At 62.0% G+C, this 21234-nt stretch carries 18 protein-coding genes; 6 read left to right on the forward strand and 12 right to left on the reverse strand.

The genetic code is table 11. The features are described from left to right. The 6 genes from AC24GY_RS24570 (at position 1) to AC24GY_RS24595 (ending at position 8887) form a co-directional block, all read left to right on the forward strand. The gene (locus AC24GY_RS24570) at positions 1–792 is read left to right on the forward strand and encodes a hypothetical protein (protein ID WP_487688339.1); all 792 of its coding nucleotides are present in this window, start codon (positions 1–3) and stop codon (positions 790–792) included. A 16-nt stretch (positions 793–808) separates the two neighbouring features. Continuing rightward, the gene (locus AC24GY_RS24575; protein WP_487688342.1) at positions 809–2218 is read left to right on the forward strand and encodes a hypothetical protein; all 1410 of its coding nucleotides are present in this window, start codon (positions 809–811) and stop codon (positions 2216–2218) included. A gap of 78 nt (positions 2219–2296) precedes the next feature. Next, on the forward strand, positions 2297–3067 hold the full coding sequence (locus AC24GY_RS24580; protein WP_487688344.1) for a hypothetical protein: 771 nt from the start codon (positions 2297–2299) through the stop codon (positions 3065–3067). Between the two features lie 102 nt (positions 3068–3169). Then, a complete protein-coding gene (locus AC24GY_RS24585) occupies positions 3170–3901 on the forward strand; it encodes an HpcH/HpaI aldolase family protein (protein WP_487688346.1) in 732 nt (243 codons plus the stop codon). Between the two features lie 47 nt (positions 3902–3948). Beyond that, on the forward strand, positions 3949–7602 hold the full coding sequence (locus AC24GY_RS24590) for a DUF1553 domain-containing protein (RefSeq protein ID WP_487688348.1): 3654 nt from the start codon (positions 3949–3951) through the stop codon (positions 7600–7602). Positions 7603–7615: 13 nt separating this feature from the next. Then, positions 7616–8887 (forward strand): DUF1501 domain-containing protein, encoded by a 1272-nt coding sequence (locus AC24GY_RS24595; protein ID WP_487688351.1) that lies wholly within the window; start codon positions 7616–7618, stop codon positions 8885–8887. Between the two features lie 180 nt (positions 8888–9067). On the opposite strand, the gene AC24GY_RS24600 is transcribed toward AC24GY_RS24595, so the two are convergent. From AC24GY_RS24600 to AC24GY_RS24655, 12 genes are all read right to left on the reverse strand, one after another. Further along, positions 9068–9862, reverse strand: a complete 795-nt coding sequence (locus AC24GY_RS24600; RefSeq protein ID WP_487688354.1) for a hypothetical protein — start codon at positions 9860–9862, stop codon at positions 9068–9070. Between the two features lie 15 nt (positions 9863–9877). After that, positions 9878–10120: an acyl carrier protein gene (locus AC24GY_RS24605; protein ID WP_422321866.1), complete on the reverse strand. Its 243-nt coding sequence runs from the start codon at positions 10118–10120 to the stop codon at positions 9878–9880. Further along, positions 10117–11373: a dihydrolipoamide acetyltransferase family protein gene (locus AC24GY_RS24610; RefSeq protein ID WP_487688357.1), complete on the reverse strand. Its 1257-nt coding sequence runs from the start codon at positions 11371–11373 to the stop codon at positions 10117–10119. Before AC24GY_RS24610 ends, AC24GY_RS24605 begins: the two co-directional genes overlap by 4 nt. Next, the gene (locus AC24GY_RS24615) at positions 11366–12367 is read right to left on the reverse strand and encodes an alpha-ketoacid dehydrogenase subunit beta (protein ID WP_487688359.1); all 1002 of its coding nucleotides are present in this window, start codon (positions 12365–12367) and stop codon (positions 11366–11368) included. Before AC24GY_RS24615 ends, AC24GY_RS24610 begins: the two co-directional genes overlap by 8 nt. Next, complete coding sequence (pdhA, locus tag AC24GY_RS24620; RefSeq protein WP_487688361.1) at positions 12364–13344, reverse strand: pyruvate dehydrogenase (acetyl-transferring) E1 component subunit alpha; 981 nt, start codon at positions 13342–13344, stop codon at positions 12364–12366. Before pdhA ends, AC24GY_RS24615 begins: the two co-directional genes overlap by 4 nt. A 1-nt stretch (position 13345) precedes the next feature. Continuing rightward, complete coding sequence (acsA, locus tag AC24GY_RS24625) at positions 13346–15100, reverse strand: acetate--CoA ligase (protein WP_487688364.1); 1755 nt, start codon at positions 15098–15100, stop codon at positions 13346–13348. Continuing rightward, a complete protein-coding gene (locus tag AC24GY_RS24630) occupies positions 15097–15336 on the reverse strand; it encodes a hypothetical protein (RefSeq protein ID WP_487688366.1) in 240 nt (79 codons plus the stop codon). Before AC24GY_RS24630 ends, acsA begins: the two co-directional genes overlap by 4 nt. After that, a complete protein-coding gene (locus tag AC24GY_RS24635; RefSeq protein WP_487688369.1) occupies positions 15333–16652 on the reverse strand; it encodes a universal stress protein in 1320 nt (439 codons plus the stop codon). Before AC24GY_RS24635 ends, AC24GY_RS24630 begins: the two co-directional genes overlap by 4 nt. A gap of 61 nt (positions 16653–16713) precedes the next feature. Beyond that, positions 16714–18063 carry an erythromycin esterase family protein gene (locus AC24GY_RS24640; protein WP_487688371.1) on the reverse strand — a complete coding sequence of 450 codons (1350 nt, stop codon included), beginning with the start codon at positions 18061–18063 and terminating at the stop codon, positions 16714–16716. Positions 18064–18065: 2 nt separating this feature from the next. Continuing rightward, positions 18066–18482, reverse strand: coding sequence for an HPF/RaiA family ribosome-associated protein (locus AC24GY_RS24645; RefSeq protein WP_487688374.1), 417 nt, complete (start codon positions 18480–18482; stop codon positions 18066–18068). Positions 18483–18535: 53 nt separating this feature from the next. Further along, positions 18536–20116: a Do family serine endopeptidase gene (locus AC24GY_RS24650; protein ID WP_487688377.1), complete on the reverse strand. Its 1581-nt coding sequence runs from the start codon at positions 20114–20116 to the stop codon at positions 18536–18538. 23 nt (positions 20117–20139) lie between these two features. Further along, complete coding sequence (locus tag AC24GY_RS24655) at positions 20140–21174, reverse strand: CapA family protein (RefSeq protein ID WP_487688379.1); 1035 nt, start codon at positions 21172–21174, stop codon at positions 20140–20142. Positions 21175–21234 lie beyond the last annotated feature (60 nt).

Here is a 21234-nt window from a genome sequence, read left to right on the forward strand (position 1 = left end):
ATGAGGCTTCTCCTTTTCGTTTCCGTTCTTTTCGGCCTGCACGGCCTTCGTGCCGCTGATGACTTTCATGCCACGGCCTGCGAGGGCGCCTATCCGCGCCATCTCCAGGGCATCTGCACGGATGGCAGGGGCAGCATCTACTGGTGCTGGACCGATGCGCTGGTGAAGACGGACGCCAACGGCCATGTGCTCAAAAAAGTGCCTGTGGCCAGCCATCACGGAGATCTCTGCTACCACGACAGCCGCGTCTATGTAGCGACGAACCTCGGAAAGTTCAACCAGCCCGCCGGTGCGGCGGACTCGTGGGTCTATGTCTATGATGCCGACACCCTCGCGGAGCTTGCGAAACATCTCCTGCCCGAGGTTGTTTACGGCGCGGGCGGCATGGAGCATCACGACGGGAAGTTCATCGTCATCGGCGGGCTGCCGCCCGGAGTGAACGAAAACTACCTCTACGAATACGACGAGAATTTCCGCTTCCAGAAACGCCACGTGCTCGCCAGCAGCTACACGCTCATGGGCATCCAGACGGTGGCCTATGCCAATGGCGCGTGGTGGTTTGGCTGCTATGGCAAGCCCGCGGTGCTGCTGCGGGCGGATGAAAAATTTCAGTTCACGGGCAAATGGGATTTCAACGCCTCCGTCGGCATCGCACCGATCAGCGGCGGCCGCTTCTTAATTGCTCAAAACACGATTATCAAAGGCGACGATGGCAAAACCAAGGCCAACCAAGCTCGCGTCGTCATCGCCCACGCAGACGAAAAGGCCGGGCTGGTCACCGACAAGCCATGAACGCATTGACTCAACCATGAAAAACACGCTCCTCATCTGTCTTGCCCTTCTGCCCATCATCACCACGGCGCAGGACAAAGTCTTCAAAGCCGGCGCGGCCACCAGCAACATTACGCCACCGATCGGCATGACGATCGTGGGCAACTTTGCTCCTCAGCCCATCTCAAAGCAGGTTCACGACGAGCTGCATGTGCGCTGTCTGGCACTTGATGATGGCAAGGCAAAGCTTGTCTTTGCCGTGGCGGACAATCTTCATTTCGCACGTGATGTCTGGGACGAAGCCCGGAAGAAGCTGGAGGCTGATACGGGGATCCCGGCATCTCACATGATGTTCTCCTCCACCCATACGCACTCCAGCGTGTCGGTCATCACCAACAAAGATGCGGGGTTCGACTACCGCAGCCTTGTCATCTCCCGCGTGGTGGATGGCGTGAAGCGCGCGCTGAACAATCTCGAACCTGCCCGCATCGCCTGGGGCACGGGCAAACTGCCGCAGTGGGTCGGCAACCGCCGCTGGATTCTGAAGGAAGGCGTCACCAATCCCAATCCGTTTGGCGGAGAAGACCGCGCTGTGATGAATCCGAGCAGCATGCTCATTCCGCGCCTGGAAGGCCCCGCCGGCCCGACGAACCCCGAGGTCTATTGCCTCTCCTTGCAGGCCACTGATGGCCGCCAGATCGCGCTGCTGGCAAACTACTGGCTGCACTATGTCGGCGGCGTGCCACGCGAGGATTTGTCGGCAGATTATTTTGGCGAGTTCTGCCGCAGCATCGAGCAGTCCCTCGGTGCGCCATGCGTCGGCATCCTCGCCAACGGTCCCTGCGGTGACGTGAACAGCAACGACTACAGCGGCAAGACTCCCGCTGTGAATTACAAGCCTTATGAGAAGATCAAAGCCGTCGCCGGCGACCTTGCGAAGGAGGTGCTGCGTGTGCGCCAGACACTCAAGCATCAAGACTGGGTGCCGCTGCAAGCCGCCGCCAGCGATCTGGAGCTCGCCGTGCGCCGCCCGACTCCGGAGATGGTCAAGTGGGCCGAAGCTGTGCTCGCCAAGCCGAAAGACGCCACGCCCGTGCACCGCCTCGAACAGCCCTACGCCGAACGCGTGATGGCAGTGAAGAAAGCCAAGCCCGACACGATCCAGGCTTACCTTCAGGCCTTTCGCATCGGCGATCTCGGCATCACGTCCATTCCCTTCGAGGTCTTCACTGAAACCGGCCTCGAAATCAAAGCGAAGAGTCCCTTCAAAGACACCTTCACCATCGAGCTCGCATCAGGCAGCAACGGCTATCTTCCCACGCCGCGTCAGCACGACCTCGGCGGCTACGAAACCTGGCTCGGCACCAATCGCGTCGAGCGCGAGGCGTCCGTCAAGATCACCGCAAAAGCCCTGGAACTGCTGCAGAGCGTGCATGCCGCACCATGAAACCCAGCTTACGAACGCCGCGTCGGTGTGCGTTGATCTGCGAATGAACAGAACGTGTCTGATTGGAAAATCACAAGAATGAAGTCCTTCCTTTATGCTCTCCTCGCGCTTTTGAGCGGTGCTCTCCCCACCTTCGCGGCGCCACCCATCACCTGCCAGGCCGAGGCAAGCGGGCATCTTCAGGGATTCGATGCCGATGGCTCGTTTATCTACTGGTCGATGTTCACGAATCTTGTGAAGACGGATTTTGCCGGGCGCGTCGTTGCCGAGCGGGCTGTCGATCCGCATCATGGCGATTGCTGTGTTCACGACGGCAAAGTCTATGTGGCGACCCAGAACCGGACCAAGGAAAGGCGCGGCGTGTTTATCAACGTCTATTCGTGTGACGACCTTCGCCCTGCGGGGGAGTTTACGATCAACTTTCCCTTCGAGGGCGGAATCGACGGCATCACCTATGCAGACGGCTTCTTCTACGTCGGAGAGGGAAAGCCGAAGGACAGCGCGCAGCCTTTTAACTGGGTCCATAAGTTCACGCCTGACTTCGTCGCCGTCGAAAAGATCAAGGTTCCCGGTCAAACAACGTATGGCATTCAGACCATCACCTTTGCCCACGGATTCTTCTGGCTGGGCACCTACAGCAAAGAGCGCACCTACCAGTGCGCCCCCGACTTCAAGCTACTCAAGCATCACGAAGTGGACATCTCTGTCGGCGCCTTTGCCCTGCCGAAAGGCCCCGGCGGTGAACCCCGGCTGATGGTGGCTAGAAACATCAAAAAGGAGAATGGCCTCTGGACGGCATCGGCTGCTCCGGCGATCCTGAAAGATGGACGGCTCGTGATGGAAAAGTAGACCTCGCGAGAATTCACGTGCTCGACAGAAGCAAGGGCCTCAAACTCTGTCGGGCACGGTTTCAAAAACCAGCATTCTTCTTCAACATCTCCCCGACTCCTCATGCAAACTGAAGCACGCAGCTCTGACCTCCAACTCGGCACCTGGTTGCAGACCGGCTCTCCCATTGTTGCCGAGCTCGCTGACCTGAGCGGCTTCGACTGGTTGCTCATCGACCTTGAGCACGGTTGCGGCACGGAGGCGGCGGTGCTTTCACAAATCCAGGTGATTCGCCATGCCGCCGCCATCGTCAGGGTCGGCGCGCCGCATCCTGAACTCATCGCGCGTTCGCTGGACTGGGGCGCGGCCGGCATCATGGTGCCGATGGTGTCCACCGCTGAGAAGGCGGCCGCCTGTGTGCGTGCCATGCGCTATCCACCACATGGCGACCGCGGCCTGGCTGGCATGGTGAGAGCCTATGACTACGGCCTCCATCGCGACATGCCGCAGCCTGTTTTCTATGCGCAGATCGAGACCATCGAAGGCGTGGAAAACGCGCGGGCCATTGCCGCCGTGGACGGTGTGGATGTGCTCTTCATCGGGCCGATGGATTTGAAACTCCAGCTTCAGTCCTACCCGGAGCGCGCCCGTCTCGAGTTTGCCGCCTGCCTGCGGGAGGTGGCGTCTGCTGCCCGGGAGGCTGGCAAGGCCTGTGGTCTGCTCTGCCGCCAGACGGATGATTTTTCGGAGCTGCAAGCGCTCGGCTTCACCCACCTAGCCATCGAGACGGACATCACGCTCCTGCGTGAGAGCTACCGCAACGTCATTCAACCTCTTCGCGAAAAGAAAGCATGAATCCGAGAGCCCTGATTGTGTTATCCGCCCTGTTGCAAGCTTCAGGCATGAGTCTGCACGCGAATGATGGCAGGCCGGTGCTGCAGCTGGACTTTGGCCAGGAGGAGTCGGCTCCGTTGATTGCGGTGGGCGGGGTGGTGCGGGATCAGGCGGGACCGCGTCCGCCGGAGTTTCCGGACTTTGAGGCGGACAACACGGCCATTCAGTTGCAGGGGAAAGGCTCGCGCTACGAGATCAAGGACACGGGAGCGCAGAGTCCGTTCGATTTCACGAATGGCGATGCCATCACGCTGGAGACGTGGGTGAAGGTGGACAAGATCAGCCCTGGACAGCCGGTGTATCTGATTGGCAAGGGACGCACCAACTCGCCGCATTTCGCGCGCAACAATCAGAACTGGTCGCTGCGGGTCATCGGCGGGAGCGAGGGGCTGGCGCACCTGAGTTTTCTTTTTGCCAGTGCTCCAGCGCCCGGTGGTGGAAACACCTGGCACCTCTGGAACTCGGCGGCGTCCTTTCAGGTCAAAACGGGCTGGCATCATGTGGCGGTGGCCTACGAGTTTGGCAGGCCGGAAACGATGCGCGGATGGATCGACGGCGTGGTGACTGATGGCGTCTGGAGCGTGGACGGAGCCACCACAAAGGCGCCCGTGGTGGATGATGACGATGTCTGGATCGGCTCATCGCTGGGCGGCAGTGCGGGGAACAGCCTTCAGGGCTTTCTGGATGATCTGGTCATCCATCGCCGCGCTCTGGGCGATTCGGAGATCGCAAAACATTGCCGGCGCACAGGCGGCCCCATGGTGGTGCTGCCTGAGAAACCGGAGATGCCGAAGCTGGGACCTATCACCGATGGAAAGGTGCTCGTGCAGTTCAGCGAGGGGCTCCCCGCCTTTAACCGCTGGCCCGCCAAGGCGGAGCTGCCGGCGGAGACGGACCGTTGGATGAGCGATGCGTTCCTGCTGCCGCGTGTGCCGCTGCGCTACGATGACTGGGGCATCCGCTCGGAGTGGAAATCGCCGTTGCTGCTGCGGATGGCGGCGGATGTGGCGTTGCCAGAGGGATCGCGGCGGTTTCTGCTGCGCGCTCGTGCGCTGGCCCGGCTGTGGGTGGATGGCGTGATGATCGCCGAGACGAAACCGGCCGATGGAAGCACGCCAAACGGACACGATGATGTCACGCCGCTGGCGACGCCACCGCTGCCAGGTCTGCGCGTGAAGGACTATCATCATCAGGAGGTGTTTGGCACGGCGAAGCTTCTTGGGAAAAGAAGCCGCATTGTCCTTGAAGTGGTGGTCGGCGGCAAAAACCAGCGCACTGAAACTGGCGAGCTGTGTGTGGCCATCGAGACGGAGGACGGGAAGTCGTTTTCCATTCTCCGAGCTGGCAGCAAGCCCGGCCTGGCATTGACCGATGCAGCGGTGGAGCCTGTGCTGGCGCAAATGGAGAAAGCCCTGTCTGATCTGGATGACACGCATCGGCGGACTGCCGCACGCTCGCGCGATGCATTCTGGCAAAAACGCCACGACCTCGCCCGCGAGTGGGTGGCGAAAAATCCCGCGCCTGCTCCACCCAAGGGCGGTCACCCCATTGATGCCTTCATCGACGCGAAGATCGCAGCCGCCGTTGCATTAAACGCCGCTGCTTCCGGCGACTCGGGCGCTTTTCAAAAAGACATCCTGCCCATCCTCCAGGAAAAGTGCTTCCGCTGCCACGGCGAAAAGGACAAAGGCGGGCTGAAGCTGACCTCGCGTGCAGCGGCATTGCACGGAGGCGATTCGGAGATTCCCTCGATCGTGCCGGGCAAACCGGAGGCCAGCGAGATGATCGTGCGCCTGCGCTCGGAGGACGATTCGCTCGTCATGCCGCCATCGGGCGATCCGCTGGGCAAGGCGCAGATCGCGAAGCTGGAGACGTGGATTCGTGAGGGAGCTGTCTGGCCTGTCACGCCGGTTGCGTCCGAGAAGCTCGCCAGGTCAGCGCTCACCAGCGACGAGGCCTTTCTCCGTCGCATCAGCCTCGATCTCATCGGCCTGCCGCCCACGGTGGCAGAAGCGCGTGCATTTCTCGCTGACTCCGCGCCCGACAAACGTACGCGCCTGATTGAGCGCCTGCTCTCAGATGTTCGTGGCGCTGAGCATCAGATGGCTGGCTGGCTTGATGTGCTCGCCGAGAATCCGACGCTCATCAACGCCTCACTCAACAGCACCGGGCCGTTTCGCTGGTTCCTGCTCGATGCGTTGCGCGATGGCAGGAGCCTCGACCGCATGGTCACCGAGCTGCTGATGATGCGCGGGGATGTCGGGCGTGGCGGCAGCGCGGGATTCGGTCTCGCCGGAGAGAATGACGCGCCCTTTGCCGCGAAGGGCCACATCATCGCCTCAGCGTTTCTGGGCATCGAGCTGCAGTGCGCACGCTGCCATGATTCGCCCTACCACAGCACCACGCAGCGCGATCTTTATTCGCTCGCGGCGATGCTCTCGCGCAAGACGGTGACGGTGCCCGCCACGAGCCGGGTGCCCGCCGGTTTCTTCGAGAAGAAGGGCCGCGAGTCTCTCATCAAAGTCACGCTCAAGCCCGACGAGCCTGTCACGCCCGAGTGGCCCTTTGCTGCCGCCACGGGCACGGCTGATGGGAGCCGCATCAACCGCCTGATGGACGATCCGAAGGACACCCGGGAGCGTTTCGCCGCGCTTGTCACCGCGCCGGACAACCGGCGCTTTGCGCGTGTCTTTGTGAACCGCATCTGGAAGCGGCTCATGGGCGCAGGCTTTGTCGAGCCTGCCCACGACTGGGAAGGCCGCGATGCCAGCCACCCTGAGCTGCTCGACTGGCTGGCCGCTGATTTTGTCGCACACGATTACGATCTCCGGCATCTGCTGCGGCTCATCGTGACCTCCTCCGCTTATCAGCGTGAACCCACGTCTGACAACCTCGCCGCGCTGCCAGCCAACGAGCGCTTTTTCAGCGCGCCGGGGCGGCGGCGGCTCACAGCGGAAGAGATCGTGGATTCGCTGCACTTCGCCGCTGGAAAGGCCATCGACTCCGAGGAGATCACCTTCGTCCATGATGGCCGTCATGCGCTGGAGCGCAGGCAGACGCTCGGTGTGCCGCAGCGCGCGTGGATGTTCGCCAGTCTGAACAACGAACGCGACCGCCCCAGCCTGGCCCTGCCTCACGCACAAACAACGGTGGATGTGCTGGAGGCCTTTGGCTGGAACGGCTCGCGGCAGATGCCCATCTTTGATCGTCCCACGGACCCGAACCTCCTCCAGCCTGGCATCCTCGCGAATGGCACGCTGGTGCAGTCGCTCTCCCGCGCCTCATGGCGCAGCGAGCTGGCCGATCTCGCTGTGCAGGCGAAGTCGCCCGATGCGCTCATCGAGGAAGTCTTCCTGCGCTTCCTCAGCCGCAAGCCGCGCACTGCGGAGCGCGATGCCTTCCTGCCCGCACTTCGCGAAGGCTTCGCCACGCGGCTCGTCCCTGCCGCCGGGCAATCCACGCCCAAAGCCGCCGAACCACTGCCGCTGGTGACGTGGCTGAATCACGTGAGTCCCGAAGCCAACTCCATTCAGATCGAAGTCGAAAAACGCGTCCGCCAAGGCCCGCCGCCTGACCCACGCCTGCGCAGTGCCTGGCGGGAGATTTACGAAGACCTCGTCTGGAGTCTGATCAATGACCGCGAGTTTGTGTGGAAACCTTGAACTTACTTTTTTGATGAAACGCCGTCACTTTCTCCACTCCACAGCATCGTTTGCAGGTGCCTCCTTGCTTGCCCGTCCCCTCGATGCCGCTCAGGGGCTCATCCAGGGGAAGGCCGAGCACGTCATCTCCATCTGGCTCGGAGGTGGCATGGCCCAGACGGACACCTTTGATCCGAAACGGCGCGGCGATCCGCAGGCGAAGAAGGCGGGCTCCTACTACGACTCCATCGACACGGCGGTGCGCGGCGTTCGTGTGTGCGAGCATCTGCGCAATGTCGCACCGCTCATGGAGCGCGTGACGGCGGTGCGCACCGTGCATCACGATGTCATTGATGAGCACGCCGCGGCCACCAACCGCATGCACACCGGCCGTCCGATCAGCGGCACGATCAGCTATCCTTCCATCGGCTCACTCATTACCCACCAGCGCGGTCCCGCCTCAGACGAAGCGCCGCCCTATGTGATCATTGGCTATCCGAACGTCACGCGCGGCCCCGGCTTTCTTGGGGCGCAGTCCGGGTATCTTTATCTCACGGATACCAGTCGCGGCCCGGCAGGTCTCTCCCGCCCGCCCGATGTCAGCACCGAGCGGCAGCAACGCCGGGGGCAGTTCCTCTCCGCGCTTCAAGCCAGCGCACCTCCGACCAGCGACCCGAGGCTGAAGAGCTACGATGCCGCCATCCAGCAAAGCCTGAAGTTCAGCGGGCCGGCGTTCAACCGCGTCTTCCAGCTCGACGAGGAGCCCGGTGCGCTGCGCCAGCGCTACGGCGGTGAGTTTGGCCAGCGCTGCCTGCTCAGCCGCAGACTGGTCGAGCAGGGGGTGCGTTTTGTCGAAGTCTCCCACAACCTGAACTTCCTCAACGGCACCGGCTGGGACGCACACAACCAGGGCATCTTGAAACAGCACGAGCTGATCAAGGAACTCGACGGCGCCGTCGCCGCGCTTATCACCGACCTCGAAAGCCGTCGGCTGCTCGACAAGACGCTCATCGTCATCACCACCGAGTTCGGTCGTCCGCCCGAGTTTGACGGCGGCGGTGGGCGCGGTCATCAGGGCAGCGCCTTCACCTGTGTGCTGGCCGGAGGCGGCCTGCGCCACTGCGGAGCCTGGGGCGAGACCGATGATCTCGCCAAAAAGATCGTCACGAATCCCGTCAGCGTGCCCGACTTCTTCGCCACCATCTGCGCCGCTGTCGGCGTGGATTACACCGCCAGCCTTCACGACGGCGACCGCCCTGTGCCGATCACGGATCAGGGCAGTCCCATCGCAGCCCTGTTCGCTTAGCGTGCAGAATTAACACACACAACTGCCCCCACCGGGTGCTTAAGTAGCACTCGTCATGTGTTCGGAGCTTTCAACCTCAACATGCATTCGCTACGCAGCTCCGCAGATCTCCCGGCATGTTTGCCTCAAATGATTCAAGAGTGCACACCAGCGAACATGCCGAAACCCACAAGGATGGAACTACGGATCAGAAGGTTTCAGCTTCGAATCCTGACCAGTGCGCCATTCATCAACGATGAGTCTTGTTTTATGTGGGTGCTCCTCTTGAAGCTCCTTGATCTCTTTCAACCAGTACAAGGTCTGCCGGGCAAACCACAACCAGGCATACATCACGGCAAACCCCAGCCGCTGCCACATGCCATGATGGCGTGTGGCATGATCGCCAATCCAGAACAGCGCCGCCATCACCAGCACCGCACCGAAGGTCCGCCATCCGAAGCGGCGCTGCTGTGGGGAGGCCACCATGCCGGCGGCAATGCAGAAAATCCCTGCGAGGCCCATGCTGATGACAAGACGGATGGCACGATAGTGAACATCCGCGTACGCGTCCGCCATGCCATGCTCATAGGGCGTGTGTGAAGTGTGGGAGGTGAACCACCATGTCGGTGTCCACCATTCATGCGCCGGCGGTGGCGGCTGCTCGACACGTCGCATCGGCGCGTAGGCCACGAAGAAGTTGCCCATCGCTGTGGCGGCGAGCAGAAGACTGCCGGCGAGAATGAGAACGTTTCCCTCGCTCCGCTGCAGAAAGGCCAGCGCCAGCAGGAACAGCAGCAGGGCGAAGGCAAAGCTGGCGACGATGAGCCAGGGCCAGTGCGGTGCCTTCTTCATGTACTCCGTGACGTAGCTGTCGATCAGGCTCAAGCCGCCGGCTTCGCCACCCATATGACCATAAACCAAAGTTCCCAGCGTGACGATCAGGCAGATGACAATGCCGGAATCGATGAGTCGTGAAAGCAACGGACGGTCATTCATGGGACGCGGGAGATGTCACACCTTGGGTCCCAGATAACGCAGCATGTCATCAAGTGTGTTCAGCTTGCCGTAATCCGCCTCCGGTATTTCCACGCCGATTTTTTCATTCAGGGCGATGAGAAACTTGAGGAAGTCGAAGGAGTCGATGTCGAGGGTCTCGCGGATCTTCTGGTCGGGGCGCAGGCTTTCGGGATCGGACTCGGGCGCAATCTCGCGCAGGCCGGCAAGCAGGATGGCTTTGAGTTCAGATTCGATCATGGCTGGTCGGGAGTTTGCAGGTGGCGGTTGAGGGCTTCGAGAAACTGGGCGCCCACATGGCCGTCAGTGGCGCGATGATCCGCGGCAAGCGAGGCGGTCATCACCGGATGCACGCCGAGCATGCCATCCTTGGCCCAGGGCTGCTCCATGATTTTGCCGAGGCCCACAATTGCCACCTGCGGTGGGTAAATGACGCCAAACACGGTCTCCACACCGAGATCGCCGAGGCTGGTGATCGTGATCGTCGCATCGGTCATCTCAGAACTGCGCAGACGACCGCTGCGCGCGCGGGGAATGAGGTCGCTCAAAGCGGCCATCACCTCGTCGTTGGATTTTTTGTCCACATCATGAATGGCCGGAGCCACCAGGCCGCCGCCTTTCATGGAGATGGCAAAGCCGAGATGAACCGCGTCAGAAACGCGATGCTCACCGTCGATCCAGAAGCCGTTGAGCTGCGGCACATCCCGCAGGGCCTTCGCCAGCGCCTTCAGCACCGGAACCGCTGGCAGCAGGCGGGCCTTGATGCTGCGTTTTTGATTCTCGGCCTGCAGCCACGCCAGTGTGGCGCTCATGTCGATCCGTGTTTGCAGGTAGTAGTGAGGAATCTCGCGTTTCGATTTCGCCATGGCGGCGGCGATGGCGCGACGCATCGCGTCACCTGTCTTCGGCGCGGCTGGTTTGGCCGCACGTTCGACATCCGCCGCCTCAATCGCCCCACCCGGCCCGCTGCCACGCAGGCCTGCGATGTCGATCTTCAACTCCGCAGCGCGCCTGCGTGCCAGCGGGGAGATGCGCAAGCGCGTGACCGGCTTGGCGGCCAGCTCGACATCTTCGCGGTCAATCAAGCCACCTGGGCCGGTGCCATGGCCGACGAGACGGTTCAAATCCACATGCAGTTCGGCGGCGATCTTCCTGGCCAAGGGCGAAGCGTGAATGTGCGGCGTCTCAGGCACCACCACCGGCGCTTCGATGGCGGGTGCCGGGCTTGTCGGTGGTGAAGTCGCCGCAGGCATGGCTTCGCTCGTCTTGATCACGGCCAGCAAGCTGCCAACGGGAATCTTGGCTCCGGGCTCGGTGACGAGTTTTTCAATCTCACCTGACACGAAGCATTCGACGTCGATGATGCCTTTGTCCGTGTCGACCTCGGCGATGATCTGACCGCGTTTCACGGCATCGCCCGGCTTGACGTGCCATTTCACGAGGGTGGCGGACGCCATGTCCGCGCCGAGGCTGGGCATGACGAAATCAGCCATGGGAGCGGACGAGGTTTTGCACGGCGGCGATGATGGATTCCACCTGCGGCAAAGCCGCAAGCTCCAGATGCTTTGCGTAAGGGATCGGCACCTCGGCGGCGCACACACGCTGCACCGGGCGGTCGAGTTCATAAAAGGCCTGCTCCATGATGCGGGCGCTGATCTCGGCGGAGATGCCGCCGCTGCGCCAGCCTTCATCGACGATGAGCACGCGGTGCGTCTTCGCCACGCTGCGCATGATCGTGGTGTCATCCAGCGGGCGCAGCACACGCAGATCGACGACTTCCGCGCGGATGCCCTCCTCCGCGAGCTTTGCGGCGGCGGTGAGTGACTTTTGCAAACTCGCGCCGTAGGTCAGAATGGTGACGTCCGAGCCCGCGTTCCGCACTTTGGCCGTGGAGATGTCCACCGGGCCCGGACTGGCGGGCAGCTCTCCCTCCATGACATACAGAGTCTGGTTTTCGAAGATCAGGACCGGATCCGGATCCTCCAGCGCGGCCGCGAGCATGCCGTAGCCATCCTCCAAAGTCGCGGGGGTCAGGACCTTGATGCCGGGGATGTGCGCATACCAGCCTTCGAGGCTGTGCGAATGCTGCGCCGCGAGCTGTTTGCCGCCGCCGGTCGCCATGCGGATGACAAGCGGCACATGGAACTGGCCCCCGGACATGTGCAGCAGCGAGGCCGCCGTGTTCATGATCTGATCCAGCGCCAGCAGGCTGAAATTGCAGGTCATGATCTCGACGATCGGCCGCATGCCGCCCAGCGCCGCGCCGATGCCCGCGCCGACGAAGGCGGACTCCGCCAGCGGCGTGTCGCGGATGCGTTCCTCGCCGAATTCTGCCAGCAGACCACGGCTCACGGCAAAACAACCGCCGTAGTGCCCCACATCCTCGCCCATCAGAAACACGCGCGAATCCTTCAGCAGCGCGCTGCGGATGCCCTCGCGCACGGCATCACGATACGTCATCTTCTTCGGCTGATCGTTCGCGTTCATGATGCGGCCCCCTCCGAATAAACAAAGCGGGTCAGATCACTGACCGGCTCCCAGGTTCCCGCCTCGGCAAAGGCGACGGCTGCATCGACCTCTTTGGCGGCCTCGGCCTCCACTGCCTGCAGATCTGCATCGCTGAGCACCTTCGCCGCCTTCATCGCCTCGAAGAACAGCGGGATGGGGTCACGCTTCTTCCATTCGGCGACTTCATCCTTGGAACGATAGAGTTCGGCATCAAACATGGAGTGCGCGCGAAAGCGGTAGGTGCGGCATTCGAGCAGGAAAGGCTTTCCCGCGCGCGTGGCGGCGATCGCTTTGCGCGCGGCTTCATCCACGGCGAGCAAGTCCATGCCATCGACGACCGCATTGGCGACGCCGTACGCATCGCCCTTGCTTGCGAGCTCGGTTTTCGATTCCGTGTAGCGCAGCGCGGTGCCCATGGCGTAGAGGTTGTTTTCGCAGACAAAGAGGACTGGAAGCTGCCAGAGGCCGGCGAGATTCAGCGATTCATGAAACTCACCCTCCGCCATGGCGCCTTCTCCGAAGAAGCAGACGGTGACCGCCTTGCGATTTTGCATCTTGTCCGCGAGCGCCAGGCCGAGGGCCAGGGGCAGGCCGCCGCCGACGATGGCATTGCCGCCGCAGAAGCGTGTTTTCGCATCGAACAGATGCATCGAGCCGCCTCGGCCACGTGCGCAGCCTTCCACCTTGCCGAACATTTCCGCCATGATCGAGTTCGCGCTCACCCCGCGCACCAGCGCCTGGCCATGCTCGCGATAGGTGGCCACAATGCTGTCTTCTGGCAGGAGCTGGTGGATGACGCCCGTCGCGATGGCTTCCTCCCCGATGTAGAGATGCATGAAGCCGCGGATCTTCTGCGCGCTGTACATCTCGACGCATTTTTCCTCGAAGATCCGGATGCGCACCATCTGCCAGAGCAGGCGGCGCGCTTGGTCGTGGTCGGGCAGGGGCGTGCTCATGTCAGTCGTTTTCGAGGGTGGACAAATCGCCTTCCGGCAGGCCCAGTTCGCGGGCCTTGAGCAGACGGCGCATGATTTTGCCGCTGCGTGTCTTTGGCAGGCTTTCGACAAAGGCGATCTCCTTCGGGGCCACAGCGGGACCGAGACGCTTGCGGCCAAAGCCGATGAGCTCCTTGCACAGCGCATCATCCGCCGCGTGTCCGGCCTTGACCACGACAAACGCCTTCACGAGCTGGCCGATGAGCGGCTCCGGCTTGCCAATGACACCAGCCTCCGCCACCGCCGGATGCTCCATGAGAGCGCTCTCCACTTCAAACGGACCGACCATGTGACCGGAAGTCTTGATGATGTCATCCGCGCGGCCGACAAACCAGAAGTAGCCGTCCGCATCACGCTTCGCGAGATCGCCGCTGAGATACCAGCCGTCCACAAAGCACTTCGCATAGCGGGCCTCGTCATGCAGGTAGGCGCGGAACATCGAAGGCCAGCCGGGCCTGAGCGCGAGCTCGCCTTCCACATGGCTTTCCTGAATCACCTCAAGGCCCTGCTCGTCATGCTTCACAATGGCCGCCTCGATGCCTGGCAGCGGTTTGCCCATGGAGCCGGGGCGGATGTCCATGGCCGCATAGTTCGCGATCATGATCCCTCCCGTTTCCGTCTGCCACCAGTTGTCATGAACCGGCAAACCCAGCGCCTGCTGGCCCCACACGACGGCTTCCGGGTTCAGGGGCTCGCCCACGCTGTGGATGAGGCGCAGATGACTCAGATCGTACTGCGTGCGCGGTTCGCCGGGGATGCGCATGAGACGGCGGAGGGCGGTGGGGGCGGTGTACCAGACGGTGACCTTCTGATCCTGCAGCAGTCGATACCAGCGCTCGGCATCGAAGTCGGCTTCATCGACGAGATTCGTCACGCCATGCAGCAGGGGTGCAAAGATGCCATAGGATGTGCCGGTCACCCAGCCGGGGTCGGCGGTGCACCAAAACACATCGTCGGGATGGAGGTCGAGCACATGGCGCCCGGTGGCGAAATGAGTGAGCGCCGCCTGATGCACATGCACCGCGCCTTTGGGCATGCCGGTCGTGCCGCTGGTGAAATGCAGCAGCGCCATGTCCTCGGGGCTGGTCGCTGGAATCTCAAACTGATTATTCGCGGCGGCCATGAGCTTGGGCAGGGAGCGCACGCCGGCATCGAGATCATCCTCCGCATCCGCGATCAGGATGAATTGCAGCTTGGGCAGACGCTCGCGCAAGGTGCTCACCTTTTTTTCATACAGGGCCTTGGTGGTCACGAGCACCTTCGCATCGCCACGGCTCAGTCTCTGCCACACCGGCTCGGGACCGAACTGCGAGAAGAGCGGACAGAACACACTCACATTCTTCAGGGTTCCCAGCGCGGCGAAATACAGCTCCGGCACACGGCCCATGAGCGCGAAGACCCGCTCGCCTTTCCCGACACCGAGAGAACGCAGCACATTCGCAAACCGCGCCGAGCCCTGCGCCATGTCCGCATACGTCAGGTCACGCACGCTGCCGTCCTTGCCGAGCCAGCGCAGCGCCAGATGTCCGGCCCGCTGCCCGCTGGCATGACGATCCACCGCTTCATGGGCGAGATTCAGGCCGCCGCCGTCCGGCAGTCCTGCCAGTTCAGCTCTGACAGCGTCCCATGAAAATTCGGCGCATGTTTTCGCATAGTCCACCATGCATGGCCGGACCTGCCATGAGGCAATGTTTTTCGTGATGGGTGGGAAGTTCATCGCTGCATCCTCTCCTTATCCACCGCTGCATTACGTTCATTGAAAACGGGCACCACGATTCCGCTGTCGCGATCAACGCCAATGCTGAAGCCGTCAAAAATATCGGCGAATTCTGCGGCTTTAATGACATTGCCCGAGTTCATCGTGCAGCATTCCACGAAGTCACTTTCATGCTCGGCCTGTGTTGGCGAAGATGAGGCAGATCGTGTGACAAGGGCGCACATGGCGGGGATCATGCAAGCGGCGGCGTGACAACAAAGACGGGCTTGTGCGCAAGGGCGATCACGGCCTGCACGGTGGAGCCGAGCAGGGCGGCCCCGGCGCGTGAGTGGCCTTTGGCTCCCATGCAGATGACATCCGCGCCCTTGCGCTCCGCCGCCTCGCAGATGGCGGTGGCAAAATCACTGTGCGTCAGCACTTCGGTGGTGATGGTGACACCTGGCACCTGCGGGAAGTCGGCGGCCAGAGACTCAAACTTCTCCAGTGCTTCCTTCTTTGCCTGAGCCGTGATGAGGCTGTGGTCAAAGTACACTTCAGAAGCGATGACGGGATTGACGCCGCTGGTCGGTTCATGACAGACATGCACGAGATGGATCGCGCCGCCCGCAGGCAGCAGGCTGTGGGCATGGCGCAGGGCATGGGTGCAGATCTCCGTGAAGTCAGTCGCCAGCAGCACGCGATGGATCGAAGGAATGCGCGAATCCGGTGCCGCGACGACTGCGGGCACGCAGAGGACGTTTGTCACGGCATGAGCCAGCACGTTGCGTGAGAAGGAGCGGCCCTTCAGGCGGGCCAGGCCATGGCGCTGGTGTGTGCCCACCACGAGCAGGCCGGACTTCTGTTCATCCGCCGTTTTCAGGAATTCAGCCGCGTGCTGACCTGCGCCCTCGCGCACATGCACCTTCACCGGGATGTCTCCGAGAATGCCATGCAGGCGCTCCCAGACATCACGCTGACAGGTGTCCTGCGGCTCATTGCCCACGATGGGATCCGCCGTGGGGTGCACGTAAGCGGCCTCCACTTCCACCGGCCCCATGGAGATCAAGGTCTGCACGGCGCTGATGGCGGCATCTGCGGAGGCGGTGAAGTCCACACCGCAGAGCAGGCGCAGCGCGGCGTCTCCCTTGAGCCAGTCCAGCAGTAGCTCCCCCTGACGGACCACCAAGGTGGGCACGGAGGAGGTTTCAGCAACATGTTCCGCCACACTGCCAATGAGCAGGCGTCCGGCGAGGCTCCTGCCGACCGAACTCAGGACGATCAACTGCGTCGACTGCTCCGCAGCGGCGTCGATGATCTCATAGCTGGCGCTGCCATGCCGCAGCTCCTCGGTGACCTGAATGCCGGTGGCGCGCAGCCGCTCTGCTTCTTGCTTGAGCTCCTCACGTATCAGCCGGTCATCCGGCACGACCACAGGCAGATCGCCCATGACGATGTATTCCTGCGCAGCATGTACGAGCCGCACAGGAATGTGGAGTTTTTTGGCGAGTGCGGCAGCGACGTCTGCGGCGGCCATGGCGGACGGTGAAAAATCAGTGGCACAGAGAATTTGCATGGGATGGAGTGAGTGAAGGTTGAACAGGCGGTGGAAAAAAGATGAAGGCGGGTGGTGGGGCTCAAACGCCGGAGGGGAATGTTTCTGGAACTTCACCGGCCGTCCATGTGGCGGTGCGCTCCAGCGGCTCCACGGCACGAGTTTCGTCGAAGTGAAGAACGGCATCAAACTGGTCCGGCAGCCGGGTGTGGAAGTAATGGCTGTGAAGTTCCGTTTCGGGGCGGTAGATGACGCCGATGGCACGCTCCAGAAGCTGCTGGCTGAGGCCGTCTTTGAGCCTGCTGTTTCCGCGCAGCGGCAGCAGGAAGCGCTTGAGCCCGACCTCATGAAAGAGCGCCTCAAAACTGCCATGCAGGGCCGGGCGCACGCGCTTCCGCTCCGCCTGGCCGCCCCAGTCTGAACTGGCGGTGACCGTGCCGTGGTACGTGGTGAAGCCCACGAGAACGGCCTTGTCCGCGCAGCGCTGGCGCATGAGCTGGCCCACGTTCCACTCCCCGCGATGCCCCATGGAGGTGGCGCGTGCATCCCCGAGGTGGGAGTTGTGCGCCCACACCACGATTTTGGGCGGCCTGCCTTTCCGGGTCAGGTGGCGCTCCAGTTCCACCAGAGTCTCCACCATGTGGCTGTCACGCAGGTTCCAGGAGGAGACATCGCTGCGGTACATCGTGCGGTAGTACTGCTCTGCATTTTTGACGAGGCGTGCGTTCTGCTCCGCCATGAAAAAGTCATCGGCAGCCACGCGGCCATCAAGTCGTGCGAGCTCGCTGGCGCGCGAATAGAGCTCGACAAACTGGCTGACGACGGCGTCTTCACAGGAGTAGCCATGGCCCTGCGCGGTCTCAAACCCGTAGCGCTGCGAGTCACCGCCGAAGCTGTCAAAGCACGCATAGCGCTCGCGTGCACGGGCGGCGGCTGCAGGATCAATCTTGTCGAGGTAGCCCAGCACGGCATCCATGGAGGAGTTCATGCTGTAGAGGTCCAGGCCGTAGAAGCCTGTCTTGGAAATGTCCGCAGGCAGGTCGTCATTGTGCGCACGCAGCCAGCCGATGAAGTCCAGCACATCCGCATTGCGCCACATCCATGCGGGAAAGCGCTTGAAGCCGCCCAGTGAGTCCACGGCGTCGAGGTCACCTCCTTGGCCATGCACATAGCGGTTCACACGGCTGGCATCCGGAAAGTCGGCCTCCACCGCCACGGCGGTAAAACCTTTTTTGGTGATCAGCCGCTTGGTGATCTGGGCCCGCTCGCGGTAGAACTCATGCGTGCCATGCGAGGCTTCACCGAGCAGCACAAATTGTGCATCGCCGATGAGTTCAAGCAGGGGATCGTAGTCCGAGATCTCGCCCTCCCGCAAAGGGTGGGCGGCGGACCGCACGAGCGATCTGGCGGACATCTGGGCGGTGGCTTGCATGGTCAGTACCTCGCCGCCGTTGCGGTGTGATGTTTGACGTCACCGCGCAGCACGCGCGCGTAGTCCTCCAATTGTCGGCGCGCGGCGGCAAAGGCGTCACGAATGGCCACATACACATCCTTGTGGTCTGGATGCGCCTCCAGGTGCTTCTCCCATTCGCCGGTTTCACTCTTTGCGAGCGTGCTGTGCAGCGAGGGCTCGTGATTGACCACGATCTCGGAACCGGGGACGCGGAGGTTGATGCGGATGTGAAATTCGCTGCCGCGCTGGTGGTGCTGATGGGGCGCCTCGACAACGACGAGGCAGCTGGTGATGCGGCTGAAGCAGTGCTCCAGAGCCGCGACTTCTTCATGGATGCGCGCCTCAAGGGCGGGTGAGACCGCCATGTGGCGGAAGGTGATCTGGGTGGGTGTGTTCATAGGCAGTAAAATCGAATCAAACAGTTTTGGCGGATGGTGGGCGGTGTGTGGGTTCAGACCTTCACGATGACAAATTTCGTCCGGCCATTGCGGAGGATTTTGAGGCGCATGATCTCGCCGGGTGCCCCTCTGGCGGCCATGGCCTCGGCCACGTTCTTCACCTGCTTGTGGTTGATTTGCACGATGAGGTCTCCTTCCTCCAGGGCTTCATAGGCGGCGGAATTTTTCTCCACCGAGGTGACGATGACGCCCTGCACCTCGCTTGAGACCTGGTATTCCTGGCGGAGGTCTTCCGTGAGATTTTCAATGGCGACCCCCTTGATGAAGGTGTCTCCGGATTTGGAGGCATCCTCCTCGGACGTTTTGTTTTCGGTCTTGGTGCCGGTCTTTTCAGGAAGCGGGCGCAGCGTGGCTGTCAGATCCATCTGCTCCGCGTGTTTGAGCTGGTCGTTGTAGCGCACCACGCGGAACTTCACCTCCGTCCCGGGATGATTGGCGCTGACGATGAGGCGTAGCTGAGCCGGGCCGGTGACCTTCTGGTCGTTGACGGCGATGATGGCGTCCCCTTCATGAAAGCCCGCTTTTGCCGCCGGAGAATCCGGCACGATGGAATTGACCAGCACGCCGCTCCCATGCTCCACCCCCAGGTAATCCGCCATGCGGGAGTCGAGGCTGTCCATCTCGATGCCAAGGAAGCCGCGCTGGACCTTGCCGCCCTCCAGAAGATCACGCGCCACGGAGATGGCCATGTTGATGGGAATGGCCAGGCCGATGCCGGCAAACATGCCGCTGCGGGTTTCAATGGCGGCGTTCAGGCCCACCACACGCCCGCGCTCATCCAGCAGCGGGCCGCCCGAGTTGCCGGGATTGATCGCGGCATCGGTCTGAATGAAGTTCTCATATCCCGCCTGACCCTGCAGGGGCTTGCCGATGATGCCCAGTTCACTGCGCCCCAGTCCGCTGATGATGCCGTGAGTGACGGACTGCTCAAGACCCATCGGCGAGCCAATGGCCAGCACCACATCCCCCACGCGCATCTTGGAGCTGTCGCCGATCGTCGCGGGACTCAGGTCATCGACATCGATCTTGATCAGGGCCACATCCGTTTGCGGATCCGTGCCCACCACCTTGGCGGTGTAGTCCCGGCCTCGTCCGGGAATTCCCACCTTCAGTTCATCCGCGTTTTCCACGACGTGGTTGTTGGTGAGGATGTAGCCGTCGGAGGTGAGGATCACACCGGAGCCGAGGCCGGTCTGCACCGGTTTGCTCGGGGCAGGGCGGCGTTTTTCACGCGGTGCATTGGGTTCACGGCGCCCAAGCCAGTCGCCGAAAAAATCACGGAACATCGGCGGTAGATGCTCCAAGTCGTCGTTATCAAAATCAAAGCCGAAGCCGCGTCCGGCTTTTTTGGAGTAGGTGCCGATGCTCACCACGCTGGGCAGAATGCGCTGGACCACATCCGCGTAGCCGCCGGAAGGACCGCCGGCAGGATGAGTCTCGGAGCTGTCCCGCAGGAGCTTTTTGTCAAAATCCGCACCCTTCATGTGCGGTCTTGCCATTTCAGCCAAGAGGATCGACGCGGCCAGCAGGACCGAGCCGACGAGAATGGTCATGCGATGCTTGGATGTTTTCATGCAGAGTTTGTGGGTGGAATTTTTCACTGGGCTTCCTTCAGGGGCTCGCGGTTGATTCCCGCATGCTGGAGGACATCAATGACCAGGCGGTCAAAAGCTGGGGCTACCGTGGCATTCGTGCCGAAAGAAGAGCAAAGCTCCTGCATGGCGGTGAACATGATCGTGGCCTCGTTCGGTGCTGCACGGCGTGCCTGGCACTCCCGGATGACGGTGGGGTAAAGCTGCAGATGGGTGACCCGCTTGTCCTCCACCGTGATCTCAAAGACCCAGGAGCGGTCGTTGTGCTCGATGGGATTGACCGCGTAGTCATCCACAAAATCGCCCGTGGAATACAGGATCAGCCCGCCTTCAAAAACCTCAACGCCACGGGCGACATGCGCGGAATGGCCGAAGATCACATCCGCACCCGCACGTATGAGCCCATGGGCCAGCGTGGTATGCAGCGCTGGCGGGTGCGCGCCCCAGTTGCCGCCCCAGTGGGCGGCCACGATGAGAACATCCACCTCCTTGCGCGCCTGATGCACCTTGTTGAGCAGTTCCGCGATCCGCTCCCCATGCGATTCCACCGGCACATAAAAAATGCCGGGATGCTCTTCGCCTGCCTCCCATGCAGGCTCGTTGTCCGTGAAGGAAAGGAAGCCGATGCGGAGGCCACGCACTTCACTGATGACGAGCTGCGAGGCCTCCTTGCGGTTCAAACCGGCTCCACTGTGGGAGACGTGGGCGCCATCCAGCAGCTTCAGCATTTCCACCATGCCGCGATGGTTGAAGTCGAGCGCATGGTTGTTCGCCAATGAGACGGCATTGATCCGCGCCGCCTGCAGCACCGCGATGTTTTTTGCATCCGTCTTGAAGTGATAGAGCTTGGGCGAGCGCCCCCAGGGAGAGCCGTGGTCCGTGATGACGCACTCCAGATTGCACGCGCGCCAGTCCGCCCCGTGGAAGAGCGGCAGGGTGTCGCCCCAGGGATATTCCGGCGGCTGGGTGAACAGCCGTTCATTGACCAGACGGCCCAGCATGACGTCACCGACTAGAAGAAGCTTGAGAGGGGAGTTCATGTATTGGCGGTGTCAGTGATTTTGTTCGAGGCAGTCCGAAGCAAACCGGTGGCTCGATGG

This window comes from Prosthecobacter sp. Pr1, from assembly GCF_057652315.1.